The organism is Pseudoalteromonas sp. MelDa3 (assembly GCF_002863625.1).
Lineage (GTDB): Bacteria > Pseudomonadota > Gammaproteobacteria > Enterobacterales > Alteromonadaceae > Pseudoalteromonas > Pseudoalteromonas arctica.
In genome coordinates, this window is record NZ_PJBR01000032.1 from 16,360 (window position 1) to 36,261 (window position 19,902).

The window sequence follows — 19,902 nt, forward strand, 5'->3', positions numbered from 1 at the left end:
GAAGTTATGCGTTCAATTGCGATCAAACATAAAATAATTTTAGCTTTTACAGCCATTGGTTTATTGGTGCTAACAAGTAGTGTGTTTTTTTATTGGTCATTAAACAAAATTAGCGTTAACAATACCCGAACCGAAAAATTAGCAGTTCCGGTACAACAGTTCAGTAAAGATTTAAGGCTATCATTACTGTCTATTACCAAATTTAATGCCTTAGCTTACAGCCAAGCAAACCTTGATTTACTTCAACAAAATAAAAAACAGGCGCAAGCTGAGCAACAACAATTTAGCGATATGCTCAATTCGTTAAGCACTCAACTAAATCAACAAATAACAATGCAAAATTTACTCGCCAGTACCAACGAAGGCTTTGAGCAACTGACTAAAGTAAGTGTCGCAATGTTTAGTGCTAAAGAGAGTAAGTTTGTAGCGCAAAATTCCACCATAGAATTATCAGCAACGTTTAACGAGCAACTTTACAATTTAAGTTCTAACTTACTTGATATAGAACTTTTAGAAGTGCCTGCAAAACAGCAGGCGCTACTTAATGCGATGTTTGGAACAGCGACCCGTATAGATGATTTATTGTTTAACTTAAGCAATAATATAAAAAGCATTACTAAAACTACAAGTATCAATGATTTAAATAGTCATCAGCAAGATACTCTATTTCTACTAGATAACATCCAACCTAATTTCACCTATTTAGAGCAACAAGCGCTACCCTTTAATAATGCGTTTAATGCTAAAAATTTAACGACTAAATTTAATCAATTAAGAGAGTTACTTAACAACGATACAGGAATTTATGCCCAACAAAATAAAGTACTCAAAAGTACTATTGCTGCGGCTCAAAATTTTGAACACTTTCAACAGCAATTTATAACAACAGAAGGTCAGCTTATTGAACTTAATAAATTGGCTGATGAGCGCTTTAATGCCTTACAAACTAATGCAAAGGCCGCCATAAATACAGGGATTAGTTCTGTAGTAATTATTACGATTGTTTTAATTATATTGATTATCGCTATCTCTATTTTTACAACTCGCGCAATGCTAAAACCGCTTAAAAAAGTAAACCGCGATTTAGCCCGAATCGCCTCAGGTGATTTATCAAAGCGAAGCCATCCGCGCAGTAAAGATGAATTTGGTACTTTGCTAAATAACATAAATAAACTCAGTGAAGACCTTACCCAGTTAATTGGCGCAATTAGTAGTGACGCCCATGAACTAGACCGCAGCGCTATTAAAACCAGTGAAAAAGGTCAGCAAATGACGGTTGTTGCACAACAGCAGTTGGAGCGAAGCGCGCAGGCAACATCGCTTGCACAAAATATGCTAACCAACTCACAAGCGGTTTATGAACAAGCAGATAAAACATCAAGTGAAATAACCAATGCATCGCAATTTGCCAATGACGTAAACGAGATTGCTAATAAAAATAGTCTAAGTATAGAAACTTTATTGCAGCGCCTAGATAAAGCAGTAGGCAGCACTGAGGAACTAGCCCAACACACTCAGCTTATTGAAGCCATTGTTGAAACAATTAGCAGCATTGCCGAGCAGACCAACTTATTGGCACTCAATGCTGCAATTGAAGCAGCGCGAGCGGGTGAAAACGGACGCGGGTTTGCTGTAGTTGCTGATGAGGTTCGATCATTAGCTGCACGTACACAGACCTCGACTAGCGAAATAAACACCATGATCCAAACATTGCAACAACACACTAAAACAACTCAAGAACACATTACCGATGGCCAACACCAAGCCAAGCAATGTGTTAAAAACAGCACTGAACTAAATAAAGCCGTAGAGCGTATTAAAAGCACATTGTCGTCTGTTAATCAGATGAGTGAGCAGATTGCTCATGCATCACATGAGCAATTGACTAACAGTAACGACATTCAACAAATAATGGCCAAGGTGACAGAGCAAGCAACCTTGAATGCCAAAAACGCGACAACCCTAGCAAGCGAAAGTGAAGACGTAAATCAACTTGCACACTCCTTAACAAGTGCCGTAGAGCGCTTTAAGTTTTAAGTGCAAGTAATGACTTGGCTTGCATGAAATGGGTATAATACTTCAACTCTTTTGCTTAATAGCGGCCCACAATGAAATATAAAGATCTACGTGATTTTATCGATTTGCTTGAAAAAAAAGGCGAACTTAAACGTATCACCCAAGAAATCGACCCGTATCTTGAAATGACCGAAATATCTGATCGCACATTGCGTGCTAAAGGTCCTGCGTTATTATTCGAAAATCCAAAAGGCTACGATATGCCGGTGCTTACCAACTTATTTGGTACACCAAAACGCGTAGCAATGGGCATGGGCCAAACAGACGTTAGCGAGCTGCGCGAAGTAGGTAAACTACTCGCTTTTTTAAAAGAGCCTGATCCACCAAAGGGTATTAAAGAAGCACTAGGCGCTATACCTATTTTTAAGCAAGTGCTTAATATGCCAGCAAAAGAAGTTAAAAAAGCGCCTTGCCAACAAGTAGTTTTAGAAGGTGATGATGTAGACTTAACTAAATTACCTATTCAACATTGTTGGCCAGGTGATGCAGCGCCATTAATTACTTGGGGCCTTACAGTTACTAAAGGGCCTTATAAAAAGCGCCAAAATTTAGGTATTTATCGCCAGCAATTATTAGGCAAAAATAAAATAATTATGCGTTGGTTGTCGCATCGTGGTGGCGCGCTTGATTTTCAAGAATGGTGTAAAGAAAACCCTGGGCAGCCTTACCCTGTCTCGGTAGCACTAGGTGCCGATCCAGCTACTATATTGGGTGCAGTAACGCCTGTACCCGACACATTAAGCGAATATGCATTTGCTGGTTTATTACGTGGTAGCAGAACCGAAGTTGTAAAATCAATTTCAAATGACCTACAAGTCCCTGCCAGTGCAGAAATAGTACTTGAAGGTTACATTATGCCAGGTGAAATGGCGCCAGAAGGCCCTTATGGTGACCATACCGGTTACTATAATGAAGTAGATGACTTTCCAGTAATGACGGTAACTCACTTAACGCATCGTAAAGATCCTATTTATCACAGCACATTTACTGGCCGACCGCCTGATGAGCCTGCAATTTTAGGTGTAGCACTTAATGAAGTGTTTGTGCCGATATTACAAAAGCAATTTCCTGAAATCGTCGACTTTTATCTGCCGCCTGAAGGGTGCTCGTACCGTATGGCGATTGTAACAATGAAAAAACAATATCCTGGCCATGCTAAGCGCGTGATGATGGGAGTTTGGTCGTTCTTACGTCAGTTTATGTATACCAAGTTTGTAATTGTGTGCGATGACGATATTAATGCCCGTGATTGGGAAGATGTTATTTGGGCTATAACAACCCGAATGGATCCTGCTCGCGATACAACATTAATAGAAAACACACCTATTGATTATCTCGATTTTGCATCGCCAGTCTCTGGCCTTGGTTCAAAAATGGGAATGGATGCCACCAATAAATGGCCTGGCGAAACCACCCGCGAATGGGGCGAGCCTATTGTTATGGATAAAGACACCAAAGACCGCGTAGATGATATTTGGGAAAGCCTTAATATTCTTTAAGCGTTTATATGTAAGTACATAACAGGCTATAAAATAACCCTGCAGATATGCTAGAATCGAGTCATTCGATTGCGTATCTGCTGTTTAAAGCGCTGCTAAAAGGTAAAAAATGCAAACATTAAAAGCTGAAGTTGTAGCTATCAGCCCACTTACAGAATTTGTTCACAAAGTAATTTTAAAGCCACAACAACCTGTGACCTTTGAAGCTGGCCAATACATGCAACTCGTATTGGGCGAAAAAGACAAACGTGCTTTTTCTATAGCTAGTCGCCCTTCACAGTGCGATGCAATAGAACTGCATATTGGCGCGTCAGGTGCCGATTCGTATGCAATGCAATCGCTGGAACATTTACGAAACGCCCATACCACTGGGCAGTTAGTAGACATTGAAGCTGGCTTGGGTATTTCACAGTTGCGCCTGCAATGTGAGCGCCCTATTATTTTACTTGCCGGTGGCACTGGTTTTTCATACGCAAAATCAATGGCTGATCACTTAGCTGAAATTAAGTGCGACCGTCCTGTATTATTTTACTGGGGTGTAAAAGAAGAGTCAGCTTTATACGCACATACAGAAATGCAAACATGGGCCGATAGCCACAAAAACTTTGAGTTTATCCCTGTGGTAGAAAATCCATCTGCTAATTGGCAAGGTCACACTGGCTATGTACATAAAGCGGTAATGCAAGATATTGTATCACTTGAACCATACGATATTTATATGGCCGGTCGTTTTGACATGATAGGTATTGTCCGTGATGACTTTATTACTCATGGTGCAATTCGTGAAAACATGTACGCAGATGCATTCGCATTTATCAAATAATTGAAATTAACTTTCAGTTATGAATAAAGGCACCTAATCGGTGCTTTTATTTTATATAACAACAAATACTTAATAGTTAAAACCTATCAATCTCATCAACATAAACAATTTCCTAAATCCCTATCTATAAACCATACTTTGTATAGAACATCAGCGGGAGAGACCCAAATGCTAAATACAAAAGTAAAAGATTTTATGCAACGCAAGTTGCCAAATATCACACCAGATACAGAAATGACGACAGCCATAGCAGAACTACAAAAATTTAAACTACTTGGCGCACCAGTATTTGATAAAGATAAATGCCTAGTCGGATTTATATCTGAGCAAGAACTATTAAAACCACTTACGCAAAGCAGTTATTTTTGTGATGGGATGGTTAAAGTATCGCAACTTATGCAAACAAAGGTAGTGACCGTTAGCGGCGATACCAATATTATTGAGCTTGCAGAGCAAATGCAGCCCGGTAAACCAAAAAACTACCCTGTTGTAGAGGGTGTTAAAGTAATCGGCATGATCAGCCGAGCTGACGTACTTAAAGCACTTTACGATAATTATATAAGTTGCCAAACGCGTTAATTAAACTGACATTACAAATACAAAAATGCCGCTTATATAAAGCGGCATTTTTAATATTCTTAAATTAACGTGCGCTAACGATTGCTGAAAGTTCTTTTTTATCGCCATCGCTTAAAAATGCTATTTCTAATGCATTTTTTTGGGCTTTTTCCATATCAGCTTGAGATAAGCCAGCTTTAGGTGCTGCAACGGTATATTCGTACTCAATTTCAATGCCTTCAACCGCAGGGTCATCAGTATTAATACACGCTAAAATACCGTGATCTAAAAACTGTTTAAGTGGGTGCTTAGCTAAATCGTTTACTGTACTGGTTTGAATATTACTTGTTAAGCACGACTCAATGCCAATACGGTTATCGCGTAAGTAATCCATTAGTTTTGGATCTTCAATAGCTTTAACGCCATGCCCTATTCGGCTTGCACCTAGCTCATTAATTGCTTGCCAAATACTTGGAGCACCGAGTGCCTCTCCAGCATGAATAGTCGAAGCTAAATAAGCATTTCGTACTTGTTTAAAGTGCTCTACAAACAACTCACCAGGAAAGCCAATTTCGTCACCGGCTAAATCAACAGCAACTAAATCATTTTTAAATGCGAGTAAAGCATCAAGCTCTTTTTGACATGTTTTTACGCCATAAGTACGCGATAAAATACCAATCAAGTTAGCTTTTATATTTGCATCCTTTGTTGCTGATTTAATACCATCAACAACCGCCTCTACAACCCCTTCTGGGTGTAAACCTTGGCTTTGTGCCATGTAGTAAGGGCTAAATCGAAGCTCTACATAATCAAGGCCTTGTGCTTGTGCATCTTCAATGTTTTCAATCGCTATGCGTCTACACGCATCGTAGTCGCCAAGTACAGTGACACCCCAATCTAACTTTTGTAAAAAAGCCATAAGGTTTGGCTCAGGGTCAATAACTTGAACATGAGGAATTAATGCCTCAACGTTATCTGCAGGTAACTCTATATTAAACTGACGACCAAGTTCTAATATGGTTTGCGCACGTACATTACCATCTAAATGACGGTGAATATCTAGCAAAGGTAATTTTCTATTGATCATAATAGCAACCCAGTTTAGTTAAATTTGCGCGCATGATACGCAGATATAGTTATTTTTCAAGTCTATATGGTTTGCGTTAAGTTTAAGCGGTCATATGTCTGCTTTTTGTGCAAAAAATAACGTTACTTATTTATTTGATAAATAATGCCAAAGAGTTTTAAAAAGCGTATTTGCATCAATAGGTTTGGTAATATAACTATTCATTCCAGAGGCTAATGCCTTTTTAACGTCATCATCATGGGCGTTCGCCGATAGCCCTATTATGGGTAAATCAATTAACCCTAAATCACAACGAATTACTTTTGTTGCTTGGAGTCCATCCATTTTTGGCATCTGAATATCCATAAGAACAATGTCGTAGCTATTTTCGGTTAGCTTTTCTATGGCTTCAAAACCATCATTAGCAATGTCGGCAATACACCCTTTTGTTTTTAAAATGGCACTGGCAACATGCTGGTTAAGTGGGTTATCTTCGACTAAAAGTAACTTATAGTTTGCGAATGATAAGGTACTTACATCTATTTCGTCGTATTGCTGTTGAATTTGCTCTGCCTTTGGTAAAGGCGATATAAGCGGCAAACTAAATGTAAATGTAGAACCTTTACCTTCATAACTGACTAAATCAATTGCACCACCCATTAACTCAACCAACTTTCTGCAAATACTTAACCCTAAGCCTGTACCACCATATTGACGTGAGGTTGAGCTATCGGCTTGCGCAAACGGTTTAAACAATTGTTTTTGTGCTTCGCTACTAATACCAATACCCGTATCGTTAATACTAAAGTAAGTCATTTTTTTCGACTGCCAAATTTTCAGAGTGATCTCACCTTGCCCTGTAAATTTAACCGCATTATTGAGCAGATTCAGCAGCACTTGTTTTAAGCGGATTGGATCGGTATTAATGACCAAATTTGATGTTTTATCAAAATCGAGACTTAACTTTATTGATTTAATGTCAGCTTCAAACTGAAGTAAATTAAGCATTTCATCCGCTAAACTCGCTACGTTAATAAGCTCTTGCATTAAGTCTAGCTTGCCTGCTTCCATTTTTGAAAAGTCGAGCACATCGTTTAATACCCGCAGTAAAACACCCAGTGCTCCATCTGCTTGTTCAATGTAACTCCTTGCTTGTTGCCAATCATTCTGTTGCAGCGCTAAATAATGCAGCCCTTTTATACCGTTAATAGGGGTGCGGACTTCGTGACTCATGTTTGCTAAAAACTGCCCTTTAATATGACTCGCTTCATCTGCTTTTTGTTTTTCTTTGCGTAATGTATGCGTTTGCTTAGCCACTTGTTCGCGAATTTGTATGTTTGTACCTGTAACTGAAATCAAAAATGTAATCAGTAACCACACAAACAACATACCTACTATTTGTGCAAGCCAATACATTAACCAAGACGTTCTAACTATTGGTTCATATAACTCGACCTGCCACATGCGTTTGCCAATCAACAATTGATATTCTTTAAACAGCGTTTGCGAGTTATCGGTATCGGCAATATAAATTGCCTGCTTTTTCCCTGGTATCGTTGTATCAAAAAAACTGACTGAAATTGAGTTGTTGTGATCAAATAATAGTGTTTGCGATAAGCGTTTCAGACTGACAATCGCTGCCACAAAACCTTGAAAATCATCTTCGGTAGACGACTCTCCAAAAACAGGATATAAAAAGAGTACACCGTCTTCAGCTGTATTTTGGACTAAATTAATTGGCTCACTTAGTGCAAGTTCATTAAGCTCTTTCGCTTTGCTAAGCGCTGCACCTCTTACTTTACTAGAAGCTAAATCAAACCCTAAAACACCTTCATTATCTTTTAAGGGATATACATATTTTACAGGAAAGTAATTACTACGAGGACCTGCAGGTTGCCAACCTCCATCAAGTGACTTTTCTTTTATATATAAAGGTTTGCCTGTGGCTGTATTTTCATGTGTTTCAAAATCTGCGAGTTTATTTGCTGGTACATAAGGTATCCATTCAAATGCTAAAATTTCTTGGCTATAGTCCAACTGCTTTGAAGTAAATTGTTTAAACTCTTTAAAGTTCACGTCATTACTACTAGCAAAAAATGTAGCTAACAATCCTAAGTGAGCAGTAATACCATCGAGCTTCTGGCTTATAGCATTTTGCACAGTAAGTATTTTGGCTTCTTGCTTTTGAATGTCTTTTTCTTTTTTAACACTGGCAGCGCCATAAAAACTAACGCTGATTAGTATATAAATTAATAGTGAAGGTAAAATTACCAACATACGGTGGCGTACTTGCGTGTAATTAAAGGCTGCGAGCATGAGTGGAGTAAATATAAGTACACCGATACTGTCGCCAATCCACCATGCTATAAAGCTATCAAAAATAGCATTGGTCGGAATCACATTATTCAATGCTAATAAACTAGTTCCCACACCTGCAGCAATAACACAGCATATTGGTCCTGCTACTATTAAGCTCTGCACACTGTGTTTTAAAGAAGATAAATCTAGTGGAGCCTTTATAACATTTACTATAATTTGACGACCAATCCAAGCCTGTAAAACAGAGGCTAAAGTGACGCAAATAGCTTGTAAAAGCACATTAAAATGAAGAATATCTACGGTGTTATCAAGATGAATTAAGTTAGTACAGAAAGCACCAAGAATAAGGCCAATAAATGACTTACGTCCCCAAATTAAAAAGCTCGCTAAAGCAATTCCTGAGGGCGGCCAAGAGGCGACCGCATAGCCATCTACAGAAAGAAGTGAGTTGCTAAAATACCCAGTAAAAAAGTAAGCACAAGCCAAGCTAAAGGTTAATATTAAAAACTTTCTCAATGCTTGTGCTCCTGAACTACAAAAAATGCTAAGTAGTTATAGTGTAGTCATTTATTGATATAAAACGAGCGCCTTTTCTGCTTGTGCACTATTTTTATAACTTAAAACAGCTTGTTCAGAGAACTGTTTTTTATTGTCACTATTCAGTGCTTTATCAAAAATTCTAGCTGCTAAGTCATAATCACCTTTAGCATTAGCAAGGCAAGCCAGCGCAAGTAATAGTGAATTATTTGAATCATCCTTTTTAAGGCGTTCTTGTATGCTTATTTGCAACTTAGGCGCATCGGCTGCTGTTGCTTTACTTAATATATTGGCAAGCTCTAAGTGTTGCTCATTGTGCTTAACCATTTTAATTAAGTCACTTTCAATAGCAGCCAATTGACCTGCTTGCGCCATTTGCATTAAATATGCGGTGTGGGCATGAGCTTGCAGCTTTTTCGGTAGCTGTTTATATTTTTCACTCAGTTTGTCTGCATCTAACGCATTAAAGTAGGCACTAAATAACTGCGTCCACTGTGCATCAGTAAGTGCTTTTTTGCGTAATAAACGCGGCAAAAAATCTTCCAGCGCACTAAAGTGTTGTTGCTGTACTAATACTTCTGCATAAAGTTTTAACTCAAGTGCGGTGGCTTTTTTAGCTTCTGCGCTAATACGCATTTGTGATTCAATCGCGCTACTGTCGCCACTTGCCAACCATAGCTTTGCTACTTTTAATTGATGCTCTGGGCTTATTTCAAATAAACGCTCAAGTGCTTTATCTGTTTGATTATTAGCAAGCGCTGCTTTTGCAAGTAATGCTAAGCGAATATCTTCAAACTTATCTGGTACGCTATTACCCGATAGAGCCTGCTCTACATGCTCATAATCATCATTAATAGCACTCCACAGAGCCTGCTCAATAGCCACTTGTTTGCGCTCTTGGCTACGTGCAAAAAAGCCATGTTTAGTATTATGATAAATCGATAATAAGTAGCGGATTAGCTTATATGTTAAATATAAAACAACAGCGGTAATGACTGCCATTATACAAAACGATACTATCGTGCCTTCTATCGTCGTATTGTTAAATGAAATAAGTACATAACCTTTTTCATCTAGCACAAATGGAGTAACCGCTAGTACAACAACAATAGCTACAATTAAAATAATTAGCCCTATCATTGCGCCCACTCCTTAACCTTTTGTGTACTATTTAAGGTTATTTTTGGATTAAAATTAAGCTGCTCTTTTTCGAGTTTAGACAACGCTTTAAGTACCGTTTTGGTTGCATCATCGTCTTGCTTAAAGTACTCACCAACTAAACGTTTTGCTTCACTTAAGGCGCTAAAGAAAATACTCGCCTGCTTACTCATAAGTGCATCTTGTGCCTGAGTTATATTAAGCTTGATTCGTTGATTAATTAAATGGCGATCTTGATCTGTAAGTAATGGCTCAATGGAAACACCTTCGTGCTGGCGAATAGTAATAAAGCCATCCACAATTTTATTCCAGCTATTACTCAGGTTTTGCTGCCAATCACTCACGTCATCACTTAAAGCATTTTCATCTATTGCAGCCGCTTCTTCTGGCAAGTTAACCGCATTAAAAACTAAATTATCAACGCTATTAAGTGCACTGTTTAGCTGTAAATAAATAGCCTCTGTTGCTATAGGTTTAAGGCTATCAAGTGTTTGTATGTCTTGCATAATAGCTTGGCGAACTTCAACTGTTCCTGGGTGTTCGCTAAGTAATGCATCTAAGCGCTTTAAAACAGCACTAGTGCCTTGGTAATCTTTTTCAGCCCATAGTTTAAATTCAGCCATACGCTGTAAGCTGGTTACTTCTTGTGGGTTTAAAGACGAGCCTTGTTGCTGCGCTTTTTGCAGGGCTGCTTTTAGCTCTTGCTGATTTTGAGCTGCACTTTCACTTAAGGTTGCGGCTACTTTTTTCTCACTATTAAACAGCGCTTGCTGCAAATTAGATTGCGCCGATTTAAGTGCTTGCAGCTCTTGAACGAGTAACTTATTTTTCTCGCTTAACTCATTAACGGCTAGGTTTTGCACCTTACCAGCATTTAATTTTTGATAAAACTCGTATCCAACACCAGAGGCCACAATTAACGAAATAAGAAGCGCAAGTGCTGCAACCTTACTTACCTTTTGTTTGTTTTTTTCTGTCGTATTTTTTGTAGCTGCTGGCTCTTGCTTAGCTGATTTAGCTGAGGCCGGGTTAGCTATTGTTGATGTGGCTTTTTCTGCCGTAACTGGCTTTGACTGTTCGCTCATGTTGCTACCTTGCTGATTTATGCAGGTAAACATAGCATTATCGCTAGCCCCTGCTGCAATGTGTATATTAGCCGAACTTACCTGTTGCAACTTTAAATAAGCGGCTATCCGCTCGCTTGCAACATAAAATCGGCACTGTTGTAACCATTGTAGTTGGTGTGCAGTAAGGCTTTTAAATATAGCATCAACTGCTGCATTACTTGTTATGACTATACCGTGTACATTCTGGCTTTTCCAGTGGTCTGTCCAGTTAGGGGTAATACTCTCTGTGGGTTCACGTTTGTACACAACACAATTATTTAAAAAAGCACCGCGCTCTTTTAGCGTTTTAGCTAACTCAGGGCGGCCACCTTGCCCCTTAACTAACACTATATTACTGCCATCAACCTCGGCGAGTGATTTGAGCGCAAGCAACCCTTCTGAATCATACTGCTTTGGTACTGCTGCGCGCGCACCAAATTGCTCATATATAATGTCGGCTGTTTGTTGTCCAACCGCATAAAACTGCGCTTTGGTGTTTATATCGGGTTTTAATTGCGAAAGTGCACTGACTGCATCTTGCGATATAAATATTATTTTATCTGCATTTAACAGCGGACTAAGTTCAGTGCTGGAGGGTGTTAAATGCGTTATTTTTAATACCGGAAATAAAGACGCCTGATAACCCGCTTGCTCAAGTTGCTGTGCAAGGGCTGCGCCTTTTCCTTCGGGCCGAGTTATCAGAATATGTGTCATTTATGCGTCTCTATAAACTTCAGCTAATATTTTGTCTGCGCCTTGAGCTAGTAATTTTTTAGCAAGCTCAATACCTAGTTCTTCTGCGTCATTTACATGACCTGTTACTTCGTCACGTAAAATTTCGCTGCCATCAACAGCACCCACTAAACCACGCAAATGTACCTGCTCGCCATCAACTAATGCATAAGCACCAATAGGAACTTGGCAACCACCTTCTAAATAGCGGTTCATCGAACGCTCTGCATTTACGCGAATACGTGTTTGGGTATGCTCAAGTGGTGCAAGTAATGCTTTTGTTACTTCATCATCAATACGACATTCAATACCTACAGCGCCTTGACCATTTGCCGGTAATGACACTTCTGGCTCAATGTAGTCAGCAATACGCTTACTCATTTTTAAACGAATAAGCCCCGCTGCCGCTAAAATAATAGCATCGTATTGGCCATCATCTAATTTACCTAAACGCGTATTTACATTACCGCGCAAATCACGAATATCTAAATCAGGGCGAAGTGCTTTAATTTGGCACTGGCGGCGTAAGCTCGAAGTACCCACAATAGCGCCCTGTGGTAGCTCGTTTAAATTTGCAAAATTGTTTGATACAAACGCATCACGCGGATCTTCACGCTCACAAATAGTATACAGCTCTAATCCTTCTGGGAACTCTACTGGCACGTCCTTCATAGAATGCACGGCAATATCAGCTCGGCCATCTAACATAGCTTGCTCTAGCTCTTTAACAAATAAGCCTTTACCGCCAATTTTAGCCAATGGCGTATCTAAAATTATATCCCCTTGCGTCGACATTGGGACTAATTCTACGCGCACATCTGCATGAAAACGCTCAAGCTCTGCTTTTACAAATTCGGCCTGCCAAAGTGCTAAGGCGCTTTTGCGCGTTGCGATGCGTACTAATTTTGTTTTTTCTGTCATAGGGGTATCCAATTAATTACTGCGTTTAGCTAGTTTTAGTCAGCTAAAATTCTAAACTCTTTTTGGGCAATTAAATTGCCTTGCTCATCAACTACATCAACACGCCAATGGCCTGTTTGTGTGTCCATGATATTTTTTGTTGAGTACGTTCTGTAGCGAGGCGAAGTAACATTAAGTGTAATTTCAGCCATAGTTTCACCTTCAAACGACCAAACATGCTTAACTTGCTGGCCTTGAAGATTTTTAATCTCACTAAAAAACGATACGCCTTCATCAAACTGACTTAATCTAATATCAGCAGCAAACACATTAGTGGGCTCACGCTTACTTACTTTACGAGTAAGTACCGCACGGCTAATTTTACCCGTGTCTATTTGCGCGCCCAAAGCCACACTTGCCACTTGTGCTGTCGGCGAAAAACCTTCAGTGCCACTCAATGCGCCATCATCACTTTCTAACTCTAAAAGTAAGTCGCTTTGACTGGCTAGCTCAGCTACGTTTTGAGCTTCTGCGGTTTCTTCTTGCACATCATTATCAAGGTTTGAGTTTAACTCTGTATTAATGCTTTCGCTTTGTTCAGTAACACTATCGTTGTTAGCCAATAAAACAGGGGGATTATTTACAAGCTCAGCTTCATCAGATGTATTACTTGAAATGCTTAGTTGAGCCTCATTTTGCTCAGCTGACAACGGTTCAATCCGAGCTTGCATTACCTCTGCAGATTCATTAGGGGTATTGTTTATTGATGATTCAGACTCAACATCCGTTACTTCAACGTTTGCCTGGTTTTGAGCGTTACTGCTAAAGCTTAAAAATTGCTCCTGCTCATTTGGATGCTCACCTTGCTCTGCACTGGCTGACGTTGTTAAGCCATACACAACTGCTGCAGAGGTCATTAATACCAACATAGCAATACTCACAATACGACGCCAATTCCACTCGTAGCTTACCGTTGGTACACTCTCTTGTAGTTCGCGTTTAACATTTGCTTTAATAACTATTTTTTGACTCATATTGACCTCAGCGGTTCCAAAATTAGCTTAAACGAGCAATTAACCATTGGCGAATAGCTTGCAATTCTTCTGCGCAAACTTGGTGAGCCATTGGGTATTCTTGCCAGCTTACATCCATGTTATGTGCTGTTAATACTTCAAACGCACTTCTTCCCGCACTATGCGGTACAACGTTATCTTGGCTACCATGAGCCATAAATACGTTTAAATCAGTATGCTTTGCTTCATCAGCAAATTTTTGCGGCACACACATATAAGTAGAAAGCGCCATAACACCCCCAAGCTTTTGCTCAAAGCGCGGTGCTAAATGCAGAGACACAACACCACCTTGAGAAAAGCCAGCTAAAATAATTTTATTAGCAGGTATACCATTAGCAATTTCTTTATTAATTAACTCTTCTACCTTTGCAGCCGAATCCCTTACGCCTTGTTCATCGGCACGCTTATCTAATTCTATAGATTTAATATCGTACCAAGAGCGCATTTCCATGCCACCATTTATGGTGACCGGTTGTACTGGCGCATGCGGAAAAACAAACCGTATACCAAGCTCACTTGGTAAATTAAGCTGCGGAGCTACTGGCGCAAAACCATCCCCAGAGTCACCTAAACCATGTAACCAAATAACCGTTGCTTTGTGCTCACTTTGGGCTGCATATTCTACAAATTCTAAACTCATAGTGATGATTGCCACTTAACTTCTTGGCCTGCTTGGCGAGTTGAGGCTTCATTTATAAACGCCCAAAATTCAGCGCCAGAACGGTTATCAATCCATAACCCATCACGCATTTCAAAATGATGTCCGTTAAACTTAGTCGCAACCCATACTTGGTGAAGAGGTGCTTGCTTGTTAATCACTATTTTACTTTTATCAGGAAAAATTATTTCTAAAATACCTTGTGCCGATTCGTAATCTAAATCAGCTTCGCAATCATCAACCTGCTCTTCAATAGTGAACATAAGAGCTTCGGCTAATTGGTGATATTCGTGTTCAGTCATTGTTATTTCCTTTGCAGGCGAGCCGCCTAATATTGGGTACGTTTTAGCTTTGAATTAGCTTTAAAAATGTGCAGCTAGGGCCTGTTAACCTTTCAGGATTGAAATTTGTTCTATCTAGGGGCGATTTAATCGCGGCGCGAGGTTTGTAACCTAGTGGACTAAGTTAAAACCGAGCAACAAAGAGTAAATCGTTCCTAGGACGAACCCAACGGGCAGCGCAAATTCAACCTCGAGAGATAAACAAGTCCTAGTGTAACAGGAATAAAATCATCCGCGAATAGCTGCATTTTTTAGATATTCTGTTACTCTGCGATTATAAAGCCAGCAACCGTATTAATCTAATGAAAGCGACACATACCTTACAATTAAAAAAACTATTAATAAGCACTGTACTGTTAAGCGCCTTAGCTGGCTGCGGACAAAGCGGTCCGTTATATTTACCAGAGCAACAAACAGAGCAAAACCAACCTCAAAATACAGCTCAGCCAGCCACTACCGCTGAGCAAGCCAAAATATCGCAAAGTCAGGAGCAATAAATGGATTATTTTAACTACAAAAACAACCAATTATTTGCCGAAGACGTCAGTGTGGCAAGCATAGCGCAGCAATACGGTACGCCGTGTTATGTGTACTCGCGCGCTACATTTGAGCGCCATTATTTAGCGTTTGCTAACGCCACTAAAAATCATAAAAGCTTGGTGTGTTACGCCGTAAAAGCAAACTCAAATATTGCCGTGCTTAATATATTAGCGCGCCTAGGATCGGGTTTTGATATTGTATCCAAAGGCGAACTTGCGCGTGTAATTAAAGCGGGAGGCGATGCTTCTAAAGTGGTTTTTTCGGGTGTGGCGAAAACGTCTGACGAAATAGCTTACGCATTAAAACTGGGCATTAAATGTTTTAACGTTGAATCAGCCTCTGAGCTTGAGCGTATTTCTGAAGTGGCTTGCGAGCTTAACCTAGAAGCGCCTATTTCTATTCGCGTAAACCCCGACATAGATGCAAAAACACATCCGTACATTTCTACTGGTTTAAAAGAAAATAAATTTGGTATTGATATACAAACTGCAGTAAGTGTTTATCAACAAGCAGCGGCTTTACCTGGTTTAAAAATTATTGGTGTTGATTGCCATATTGGCTCTCAATTAACTGAAGTAAGACCATTTTTAGAAGCCCTTGATAAACTCATGGCGCTTATTGATGAGCTAAAAACCAACGGTATTGAGCTAACTCACTTAGATATTGGTGGCGGTTTAGGCGTGCCATATAACAACGAGCAACCACCGCACCCAAGTGAATATGCAGCGCAAGTTACCGAGCGCTTAGCTAACTATAAACACCTTGAACTAATTTTTGAACCAGGGCGCGCTATTGCAGCTAACGCAGGTATTTTAGTTACTCAAGTTGAATTTATTAAACAAAACCAAGACAAATTTTTTGCCATTGTAGATGCAGGTATGAACGACATGCTTCGCCCTGCGCTTTATCAAGCGTGGCAAAAAATCATTCCGGTATCAGTTCGCGACGACGAAACACCGACTCACAACTTTGATATTGTGGGTCCGGTGTGCGAAACCGGCGACTTTTTAGGAAAAGATCGTGAACTAGCGCTTAAACAAGGCGACTTACTCGCACAGCGAAGTGCTGGTGCGTATGGCTTTACCATGAGTTCAAACTACAACTCGCGCCCGCGTGTTGCAGAAATAATGGTAGATGGTCAGCAGCATCATCTTATTCGTGAACGCGAAACTATTGAAAGCCTTTATCAAGGTGAGAAAGTTTTACCATAAACGTTTTTGTCTACTAGCTGCTCTGTGGCATGATTAGCACAGAGCAAAACCGAATTAGAGCGCTATGTTAGTTAATTTTTCCAAAATGCACGGCTTAGGCAACGACTTTGTTGTGATTGATAACATTACACAAAATGTTTTTTTGTCGCGAGATCAAATCAAAAAACTGGCAGATCGCCATTTTGGCATTGGCTTTGACCAATTGCTAATGGTTGAAGCGCCATACTCTCCTGATCTCGACTTTCATTATCGAATATTTAATGCCGATGGTACCGAAGTAGAACAATGCGGTAACGGCGCACGCTGTTTTGCCCGCTTTGTACGTATGAAGGGCCTTACTAACAAGCATAAAATTACTGTGTCGACCAAGTCGGGCAACTTAACGCTCTACATAGAAAAAGACGGTCAAGTAACGGTTAACATGGGTCATCCAAATTTTGAGCCTAGTAAAATCCCTCTAAAAGCGAGCAAGCGTGAGCTTACTTATATTATTAGAACCGAAGAACACACTGTATTTAGTGGCGCGGTATCTATGGGTAACCCGCATTGCGTGCTAGAAGTTGACGACGTAACCACCGCGCAAGTTGATATATTGGGTCCATTACTTGAAAACCACGAACGTTTTCCGCAAAAAGCGAACATTGGCTTTATGCAAGTTGTGTCGCAAGAACACATTAAATTAAGAGTGTGGGAGCGCGGCGTTAACGAAACCCTAGCCTGTGGTACAGGTGCGTGTGCAGCAATGGTTATTGGTCATATGCAAAATAAGTTATCAACAACCGTTCAAGTAGATTTACCAGGCGGTAGCTTACAAGTACGTTGGAGTGGCGAAGGTCACCCAGTACGCATGACTGGCCCCGCAGAGCATGTGTTCGACGGGCAAGTAGCGCTATGAGCGAGCTAAGTAAAGAACAGGTTATTGATTACTTACATCAACATCCTGATTTTTTGGTTCAGCACCCGGAGCTACTCACACAACTTGAGCTGCAACAGCAAGCTCAAGGTGCAACGTCGCTGGTACATATTCAGCAACGCCAATTACGCGAGCACAACACGCTTTTAAAAAACCAAATAGACGCTATGAGCAAGCATGCAACGCAAAACGAGCTTGTATATCGTTTGTTTAGCCAGTGTCATCGCCAACTTTGGAATCATGACGATTTTGACACCCTTGCAAATAATCTACGCAATATAATTTGCTCAAGTGAAGATGTTAGCGACTGCAAATTAGTAAAATATAATCCCAAATACGACGAACTTATTGCGCATCGCCTTACCCATTCTGGGCATTATTTAGGGCGTATTAATCAGCAAGAGCGCGAATTATTCTTTAGTGAAGATACACAATCTGTCGCTATTTATTTAATTGGCGACACCAAGCACCCTATCGCTATTTTGGCGTTTGGTAGCAGTAACGTAAACCACTTTGAGCCCGCTCAAGATAACCTGTTTGTACTCGACTTTATAAACGCATTACACCTGCGGTTGCAAAAACTAGCATGAGTGACGATGCGCCTAATACTACCCAGTTAAGCGACAGTTGGCATACACCCATAACGCTATTTAGCGATTATTTAAAGTTTGAAAAACAATATTCAGCGCACACAGTTAATCAATACGTAAGCCAACTTGGCTTTGCAGCCCTTTATTTTAGCAAACTATGTGACGACTGGTTTGGCGTACAAGGCGAGCATATTCGCCGCTACAGCATGGCACTGCGATCAAAACAATTAAGTGGCCGTACAATTAGCTTAAAGCTCAGTTGTATTCGCAGCTTATATAAGTTTTTAAAAGCAAAAAACATTGCAGAGCAATCGCATTACCATAATCCGGCTATAGGTATAAAAGGCCCTAAGTTTGCAAAGCCCCTACCTAAAAATCTCGACGTAGATCAAATGGCACGCTTGCTCGAAATACCCGACGACGAACCTCTCGCTATTAGAGATAAAGCAATGATGGAGCTTATGTATTCATCAGGGCTGCGTATAAGCGAATTAGTTGGCGCTAACATGCAAGATATTAGTGCTGCCAATGGTGAAATTTTAGTGCGTGGTAAAGGCAATAAAGAGCGGTTAATTCCGGTGGGTAAAAAAGCGTTAGACGCATTAAAAAAATGGCTCACAATACGCCCTCAGTTTGCAAAGCCCGATGAAATAGCAGTATTTTTAAGTAGCCAAAAAAATCGTATTTCGATTCGCCAAGTGCGCCTACGCATGCAAGAGTGGGGAATAAAACAAGGCATTAGCTCGCAGGTTCACCCGCATAAGCTGCGCCACTCGTTTGCGTCACATATTTTAGAATCATCTGGTGATTTACGCGCCGTGCAAGAATTACTAGGGCACAGCAGTTTGTCGGCTACACAAGTGTATACGCATTTAGATTTTCAACATTTAGCCAAGGTGTACGACAACACTCACCCTCGCGCAAAAAAACGAACTGATTAGGAAAATAAATATGATCCGATTTAATCGTGCTATTAAGCCATTTTCTGTCATGAGCTTTGATTTAGACGACACGCTATACAGCAATCACCCTATTATAAAAGCAGCCGTTAAAGCCCAACAAAATTATTTAAACGCGCTACCGGGCTATCAAGAGCAAGGTCCAAAGTACTGGCAACTATGTCGCGAACTTGCCGTAATACAAAACCCAGATCTCGCAGATGATGTAACTAAATGGCGCAAACACACCCTACGTTTAGCGCTTTCTAAACTTGGGTTTACCGCAGATGATGTAGAGCGCCATGCAAATGCCGCCTATAACGCCTTTGCCGATGCGCGCAGCAACATAGTCGTAAGCGATGACGTACTAAACTTACTAGATAACCTAGCCAAACACTTTACGCTTGTTGCGATTACTAACGGTAACGTTGAAATTGAACGCTTTAACTTACACGATAAATTTGAACTCGTACTGCAAGCAGGTATGCACGGTAAAGCAAAACCTCACAGCACCTTATTTGATAAAGCAGCCACACATTTAAACGTTGCTAAAAGTGAAATTTTACACATTGGCGATAGCCTAGATACCGACGTACAAGGCGCAAATAATGCCGGTTGCCAATCGGTATGGTTAAACGATCAAGGCGCCAATTATGCTTATAAAGGGCTGGCTGATATTGAAATAGTCAACATCCATGCTTTAACGCACTTTATTAAATAATACCAATTGCATTAAATAAGTGTTCTATTATAGCGCTAAGAAAATAGCACAATAACAAGGCGAAAATTGTGACATATAGTTGTTCTATATAAATAATTTTTAACGCAGTTAGTGAGTTATTTAATGCGATAAAATGATCATGT

At 40.1% G+C, this 19,902-nt stretch carries 18 protein-coding genes; 10 read left to right on the plus strand and 8 right to left on the minus strand.

Annotated features, from left to right (window positions below):
* The first annotated feature begins 6 nt into the window (after positions 1 to 6).
* From CXF89_RS08640 to CXF89_RS08655, 4 genes are all read left to right on the plus strand, one after another.
* Positions 7 to 2,037 carry a methyl-accepting chemotaxis protein gene (locus CXF89_RS08640; RefSeq protein WP_121954366.1) on the plus strand — a complete coding sequence of 677 codons (2,031 nt, stop codon included), beginning with the start codon at positions 7 to 9 and terminating at the stop codon, positions 2,035 to 2,037.
* 71 nt (positions 2,038 to 2,108) lie between these two features.
* Positions 2,109 to 3,575: a 4-hydroxy-3-polyprenylbenzoate decarboxylase gene (ubiD, locus tag CXF89_RS08645; RefSeq protein WP_007580574.1), complete on the plus strand. Its 1,467-nt coding sequence runs from the start codon at positions 2,109 to 2,111 to the stop codon at positions 3,573 to 3,575.
* Between the two features lie 109 nt (positions 3,576 to 3,684).
* Positions 3,685 to 4,398, plus strand: a complete 714-nt coding sequence (gene fre, locus CXF89_RS08650; protein ID WP_024589658.1) for an NAD(P)H-flavin reductase — start codon at positions 3,685 to 3,687, stop codon at positions 4,396 to 4,398.
* Between the two features lie 168 nt (positions 4,399 to 4,566).
* Positions 4,567 to 4,977, plus strand: a complete 411-nt coding sequence (locus CXF89_RS08655) for a CBS domain-containing protein (protein ID WP_024592608.1) — start codon at positions 4,567 to 4,569, stop codon at positions 4,975 to 4,977.
* 64 nt (positions 4,978 to 5,041) lie between these two features.
* Here the strand turns inward: CXF89_RS08655 and add are convergent, their stop codons facing one another.
* The 8 genes from add to cyaY form a co-directional block, all read right to left on the minus strand.
* The gene (add, locus tag CXF89_RS08660) at positions 5,042 to 6,043 is read right to left on the minus strand and encodes an adenosine deaminase (RefSeq protein ID WP_024592609.1); all 1,002 of its coding nucleotides are present in this window, start codon (positions 6,041 to 6,043) and stop codon (positions 5,042 to 5,044) included.
* A 126-nt stretch (positions 6,044 to 6,169) separates the two neighbouring features.
* A complete protein-coding gene (locus CXF89_RS08665) occupies positions 6,170 to 8,857 on the minus strand; it encodes a CHASE domain-containing protein (protein ID WP_121954367.1) in 2,688 nt (895 codons plus the stop codon).
* A 51-nt stretch (positions 8,858 to 8,908) separates the two neighbouring features.
* A complete protein-coding gene (locus CXF89_RS08670) occupies positions 8,909 to 10,018 on the minus strand; it encodes a heme biosynthesis HemY N-terminal domain-containing protein (protein ID WP_121954368.1) in 1,110 nt (369 codons plus the stop codon).
* On the minus strand, positions 10,015 to 11,856 hold the full coding sequence (locus tag CXF89_RS08675) for a uroporphyrinogen-III C-methyltransferase (RefSeq protein WP_121954369.1): 1,842 nt from the start codon (positions 11,854 to 11,856) through the stop codon (positions 10,015 to 10,017). The genes CXF89_RS08670 and CXF89_RS08675 overlap by 4 nt, the downstream gene beginning before the upstream one ends.
* Positions 11,857 to 12,795 (minus strand): hydroxymethylbilane synthase, encoded by a 939-nt coding sequence (gene hemC / locus CXF89_RS08680; protein WP_010554568.1) that lies wholly within the window; start codon positions 12,793 to 12,795, stop codon positions 11,857 to 11,859.
* Between the two features lie 35 nt (positions 12,796 to 12,830).
* Complete coding sequence (locus tag CXF89_RS08685; protein WP_121954370.1) at positions 12,831 to 13,808, minus strand: DUF2914 domain-containing protein; 978 nt, start codon at positions 13,806 to 13,808, stop codon at positions 12,831 to 12,833.
* Between the two features lie 22 nt (positions 13,809 to 13,830).
* On the minus strand, positions 13,831 to 14,487 hold the full coding sequence (locus tag CXF89_RS08690; protein ID WP_007580555.1) for an alpha/beta hydrolase: 657 nt from the start codon (positions 14,485 to 14,487) through the stop codon (positions 13,831 to 13,833).
* The gene (gene cyaY / locus CXF89_RS08695; protein WP_002960979.1) at positions 14,484 to 14,807 is read right to left on the minus strand and encodes an iron donor protein CyaY; all 324 of its coding nucleotides are present in this window, start codon (positions 14,805 to 14,807) and stop codon (positions 14,484 to 14,486) included. The genes CXF89_RS08690 and cyaY overlap by 4 nt, the downstream gene beginning before the upstream one ends.
* 341 nt (positions 14,808 to 15,148) lie before the next feature.
* Between cyaY and CXF89_RS08700 the strand changes: the two genes are divergently transcribed.
* From CXF89_RS08700 to CXF89_RS08725, 6 genes are all read left to right on the plus strand, one after another.
* Positions 15,149 to 15,343, plus strand: a complete 195-nt coding sequence (locus CXF89_RS08700; RefSeq protein ID WP_024592613.1) for an LPS translocon maturation chaperone LptM — start codon at positions 15,149 to 15,151, stop codon at positions 15,341 to 15,343.
* Entirely contained in the window at positions 15,344 to 16,597 is a 1,254-nt protein-coding gene (lysA, locus tag CXF89_RS08705; RefSeq protein WP_007580550.1) for a diaminopimelate decarboxylase, read from the plus strand.
* Between the two features lie 64 nt (positions 16,598 to 16,661).
* Positions 16,662 to 17,492, plus strand: coding sequence for a diaminopimelate epimerase (dapF, locus tag CXF89_RS08710; RefSeq protein ID WP_024589649.1), 831 nt, complete (start codon positions 16,662 to 16,664; stop codon positions 17,490 to 17,492).
* Complete coding sequence (locus CXF89_RS08715) at positions 17,489 to 18,100, plus strand: DUF484 family protein (RefSeq protein WP_121954371.1); 612 nt, start codon at positions 17,489 to 17,491, stop codon at positions 18,098 to 18,100. Before dapF ends, CXF89_RS08715 begins: the two co-directional genes overlap by 4 nt.
* On the plus strand, positions 18,097 to 19,041 hold the full coding sequence (locus tag CXF89_RS08720; protein WP_121954372.1) for a tyrosine recombinase XerC: 945 nt from the start codon (positions 18,097 to 18,099) through the stop codon (positions 19,039 to 19,041). Before CXF89_RS08715 ends, CXF89_RS08720 begins: the two co-directional genes overlap by 4 nt.
* 10 nt (positions 19,042 to 19,051) lie before the next feature.
* Positions 19,052 to 19,759: an HAD-IA family hydrolase gene (locus CXF89_RS08725; protein WP_121954373.1), complete on the plus strand. Its 708-nt coding sequence runs from the start codon at positions 19,052 to 19,054 to the stop codon at positions 19,757 to 19,759.
* Positions 19,760 to 19,902 lie beyond the last annotated feature (143 nt).

Coding starts and splice junctions, on each gene's coding strand:
- CXF89_RS08640 (WP_121954366.1), top strand. CDS start 7: ATGCGTTCAATTGCGATCAAACATAAAATAATTTTAGCTTTTACAGCC.
- ubiD (WP_007580574.1), top strand. CDS start 2,109: ATGAAATATAAAGATCTACGTGATTTTATCGATTTGCTTGAAAAAAAA.
- fre (WP_024589658.1), top strand. CDS start 3,685: ATGCAAACATTAAAAGCTGAAGTTGTAGCTATCAGCCCACTTACAGAA.
- CXF89_RS08655 (WP_024592608.1), top strand. CDS start 4,567: ATGCTAAATACAAAAGTAAAAGATTTTATGCAACGCAAGTTGCCAAAT.
- add (WP_024592609.1), bottom strand. CDS start 6,043: ATGATCAATAGAAAATTACCTTTGCTAGATATTCACCGTCATTTAGAT.
- CXF89_RS08670 (WP_121954368.1), bottom strand. CDS start 10,018: ATGATAGGGCTAATTATTTTAATTGTAGCTATTGTTGTTGTACTAGCG.
- CXF89_RS08675 (WP_121954369.1), bottom strand. CDS start 11,856: ATGACACATATTCTGATAACTCGGCCCGAAGGAAAAGGCGCAGCCCTT.
- hemC (WP_010554568.1), bottom strand. CDS start 12,795: ATGACAGAAAAAACAAAATTAGTACGCATCGCAACGCGCAAAAGCGCC.
- CXF89_RS08685 (WP_121954370.1), bottom strand. CDS start 13,808: ATGAGTCAAAAAATAGTTATTAAAGCAAATGTTAAACGCGAACTACAA.
- CXF89_RS08690 (WP_007580555.1), bottom strand. CDS start 14,487: ATGAGTTTAGAATTTGTAGAATATGCAGCCCAAAGTGAGCACAAAGCA.
- cyaY (WP_002960979.1), bottom strand. CDS start 14,807: ATGACTGAACACGAATATCACCAATTAGCCGAAGCTCTTATGTTCACT.
- CXF89_RS08700 (WP_024592613.1), top strand. CDS start 15,149: ATGAAAGCGACACATACCTTACAATTAAAAAAACTATTAATAAGCACT.
- lysA (WP_007580550.1), top strand. CDS start 15,344: ATGGATTATTTTAACTACAAAAACAACCAATTATTTGCCGAAGACGTC.
- dapF (WP_024589649.1), top strand. CDS start 16,662: ATGTTAGTTAATTTTTCCAAAATGCACGGCTTAGGCAACGACTTTGTT.
- CXF89_RS08715 (WP_121954371.1), top strand. CDS start 17,489: ATGAGCGAGCTAAGTAAAGAACAGGTTATTGATTACTTACATCAACAT.
- CXF89_RS08720 (WP_121954372.1), top strand. CDS start 18,097: ATGAGTGACGATGCGCCTAATACTACCCAGTTAAGCGACAGTTGGCAT.
- CXF89_RS08725 (WP_121954373.1), top strand. CDS start 19,052: ATGATCCGATTTAATCGTGCTATTAAGCCATTTTCTGTCATGAGCTTT.